At 71.7% G+C, this 867-nt stretch carries 1 protein-coding gene; it reads right to left on the bottom strand.

The genetic code is table 11. The annotated features are described in order from the left end of the window. Positions 1–867: 2-dehydropantoate 2-reductase (locus G3N93_RS40490; RefSeq protein WP_206135573.1), on the bottom strand; the 867-nt coding region annotated here is incomplete at both ends.

Genomic DNA, 867 nt, shown 5'->3' with positions numbered 1-867 from the left:
CCAGCGCGCACAGTCGCGCATTGACGGGCGCCTGCCCGCCAAAGTGCGCGGCCAGCCGCACCACCTCGCCGTTGATCCACTCGACTTCCGTCGCCCGCCCCGCCGCGAGATCGTCGGACATCGACGAACGCGCGAGTGGATCGATCGCTAGCATCCGGCCGCCGAGTACGCGAAACGCCGGATCGGGCAAATCGAGCACGGCCGGGAGCCACCCGGCCGGCAACGGCGTCAGCCGCGCGGGCCGGATCGCGGCCCGCGCCAGCCAGTGCAGCGCTTCGCGCTGCGCGAGCGCAACACAGCGCCGGTACGCACGTTGCGCGAGTTCGTCGCGCAGCGGCAGGTTCGCGAGCGCATTGACCGAGTTGTTCAGGTTGAGCAGCAGCTTCGCCCATTGCACGGCCGGCATGTCGCGATGCAACGCAAGCGGCAGCCCGGCGCGCGCGAATGCACCGGCGAACGGCGTCAGCGCGGAGGATGCTTCAGCCGCCAGCACGCCGGCCGAGCCCTGGTGAAACGCACCGGGCTCGCGCTCGATCACGTTGAACGGCACCATGCCGGCCAGCACGGTCGCTTGCGGCAGCGCTTCGCGCAGCACGTCGGCGTTGTGCAGGCCGTTCTGGAAGCTGATCACGACCGTGCCGGGCCGCAGCACGCCAGCAAGCTGCACCGCGGCCTCACGCGTCGCCGCCGATTTCACCGCCACGAGCACGAGCCGCGCGGCCGCCGCAGCCGCCGGATCGGTCGCGAACACGACATCGGCCGGCGCGAGCGTCGCACGGTAGCCGCGCTGGTCGGTCAGCGTCAGCCCGTGTCGAAGAATCGCGTCGCCGATCCGTGCGCGGCCGACGAGCGTCACATCCGCGCCGA

It is taken from the genome of Burkholderia sp. Se-20378, assembly GCF_017104665.1.
In the GTDB taxonomy this organism is placed as follows: domain Bacteria; phylum Pseudomonadota; class Gammaproteobacteria; order Burkholderiales; family Burkholderiaceae; genus Burkholderia; species Burkholderia lata.
The sequence above is the reverse complement of the archived record's forward strand: the minus strand, read 5'-3'. Positions and strand labels throughout refer to the sequence as shown.